This window comes from Pseudomonas sp. CFBP2511 (assembly GCF_030209255.1).
GTDB lineage: Bacteria > Pseudomonadota > Gammaproteobacteria > Pseudomonadales > Pseudomonadaceae > Aquipseudomonas > Aquipseudomonas avellanae.
In genome coordinates this window covers 2501-5215 of sequence record NZ_JARVSI010000039.1, presented here as the reverse complement: position 1 = coordinate 5215, position 2715 = coordinate 2501, and the positions used below count along the sequence as shown (strand labels likewise).

Below are 2715 nucleotides of genomic sequence, written 5' to 3'. Positions count from 1 at the left end.
CGCAAACCTTCGGTTCGTGTCATCTCCACAGTCACCGCAATCTGGTCATTCGACTCAAATTGCTTGGGTGTTATATGGTCAAGCCTCACGGGCAATTAGTATTGGTTAGCTCAACGCCTCACAGCGCTTACACACCCAACCTATCAACGTCGTAGTCTTCGACGGCCCTTCAGGGAACTCAAGGTTCCAGTGAGATCTCATCTTGAGGCAAGTTTCCCGCTTAGATGCTTTCAGCGGTTATCTTTTCCGAACATAGCTACCCGGCAATGCCACTGGCGTGACAACCGGAACACCAGAGGTTCGTCCACTCCGGTCCTCTCGTACTAGGAGCAGCCCCTCTCAAATCTCAAACGTCCACGGCAGATAGGGACCGAACTGTCTCACGACGTTCTAAACCCAGCTCGCGTACCACTTTAAATGGCGAACAGCCATACCCTTGGGACCGGCTTCAGCCCCAGGATGTGATGAGCCGACATCGAGGTGCCAAACACCGCCGTCGATATGAACTCTTGGGCGGTATCAGCCTGTTATCCCCGGAGTACCTTTTATCCGTTGAGCGATGGCCCTTCCATACAGAACCACCGGATCACTAAGACCTACTTTCGTACCTGCTCGACGTGTCTGTCTCGCAGTCAAGCGCGCTTTTGCCTTTATACTCTACGACCGATTTCCGACCGGTCTGAGCGCACCTTCGTACTCCTCCGTTACTCTTTAGGAGGAGACCGCCCCAGTCAAACTACCCACCATACACTGTCCTCGATCCGGATAACGGACCTGAGTTAGAACCTCAAAGTTGCCAGGGTGGTATTTCAAGGTTGGCTCCACGCAGACTGGCGTCCACGCTTCAAAGCCTCCCACCTATCCTACACAAGCAAATTCAAAGTCCAGTGCAAAGCTATAGTAAAGGTTCACGGGGTCTTTCCGTCTAGCCGCGGATACACTGCATCTTCACAGCGATTTCAATTTCACTGAGTCTCGGGTGGAGACAGCGCCGCCATCGTTACGCCATTCGTGCAGGTCGGAACTTACCCGACAAGGAATTTCGCTACCTTAGGACCGTTATAGTTACGGCCGCCGTTTACCGGGGCTTCGATCAAGAGCTTCGCTTGCGCTAACCCCATCAATTAACCTTCCGGCACCGGGCAGGCGTCACACCCTATACGTCCACTTTCGTGTTTGCAGAGTGCTGTGTTTTTAATAAACAGTCGCAGCGGCCTGGTATCTTCGACCGGCGTGGGCTTACGCAGTAAATGCTTCACCCTCACCGGCGCACCTTCTCCCGAAGTTACGGTGCCATTTTGCCTAGTTCCTTCACCCGAGTTCTCTCAAGCGCCTTGGTATTCTCTACCCAACCACCTGTGTCGGTTTGGGGTACGGTTCCTGGTTACCTGAAGCTTAGAAGCTTTTCTTGGAAGCATGGCATCAACCACTTCATGTTCTAAAAGAACACTCGTCATCAGCTCTCGGCCTTAAGATCCCGGATTTACCTAAGATCTCAGCCTACCACCTTAAACCTGGACTACCAACGCCAGGCTGGCCTAGCCTTCTCCGTCCCTCCATCGCAATAACCAGAAGTACAGGAATATTAACCTGTTTTCCATCGACTACGCTTTTCAGCCTCGCCTTAGGGACCGACTAACCCTGCGTCGATTAACGTTGCGCAGGAAACCTTGGTCTTTCGGCGTGGGTGTTTTTCACACCCATTGTCGTTACTCATGTCAGCATTCGCACTTCTGATACCTCCAGCAAGCTTCTCAACTCACCTTCACAGGCTTACAGAACGCTCCTCTACCGCATCACCAAAGGTGATACCCGTAGCTTCGGTGCATGGTTTGAGCCCCGTTACATCTTCCGCGCAGGCCGACTCGACTAGTGAGCTATTACGCTTTCTTTAAAGGGTGGCTGCTTCTAAGCCAACCTCCTAGCTGTCTAAGCCTTCCCACATCGTTTCCCACTTAACCATGACTTTGGGACCTTAGCTGACGGTCTGGGTTGTTTCCCTTTTCACGACGGACGTTAGCACCCGCCGTGTGTCTCCCATGCTCGGCACTTGTAGGTATTCGGAGTTTGCATCGGTTTGGTAAGTCGGGATGACCCCCTAGCCGAAACAGTGCTCTACCCCCTACAGTGATACATGAGGCGCTACCTAAATAGCTTTCGAGGAGAACCAGCTATCTCCGAGCTTGATTAGCCTTTCACTCCGATCCACAGGTCATCCGCTAACTTTTCAACGGTAGTCGGTTCGGTCCTCCAGTTAGTGTTACCCAACCTTCAACCTGCCCATGGATAGATCGCCCGGTTTCGGGTCTATTCCCAGCGACTAGACGCCCTATTAAGACTCGCTTTCGCTACGCCTCCCCTATTCGGTTAAGCTCGCCACTGAAAATAAGTCGCTGACCCATTATACAAAAGGTACGCAGTCACCCAACAACGTGGGCTCCCACTGCTTGTACGCATACGGTTTCAGGATCTATTTCACTCCGCTCTCCGCGGTTCTTTTCGCCTTTCCCTCACGGTACTGGTTCACTATCGGTCAGTCAGTAGTATTTAGCCTTGGAGGATGGTCCCCCCATATTCAGACAAGGTTTCTCGTGCCCCGTCCTACTCGATTTCATTGCAAAGGGATTTTCGCGTACAGGGCTATCACCCACTATGGCCGCACTTTCCAGAGCGTTCCGCTAATCTCAATACAACTTAAGGGCTGGTCCCCGTTCG

The 2715-nt window shown here is 52.4% G+C and carries 1 rRNA gene (running past one end of the window); it reads right to left on the bottom strand.

The features are described from left to right. Nucleotides 1-74 precede the first annotated feature (74 nt). Nucleotides 75-2715, bottom strand: a 23S ribosomal RNA gene (locus tag QRN38_RS27065) (it continues 252 nt past the right edge of the window).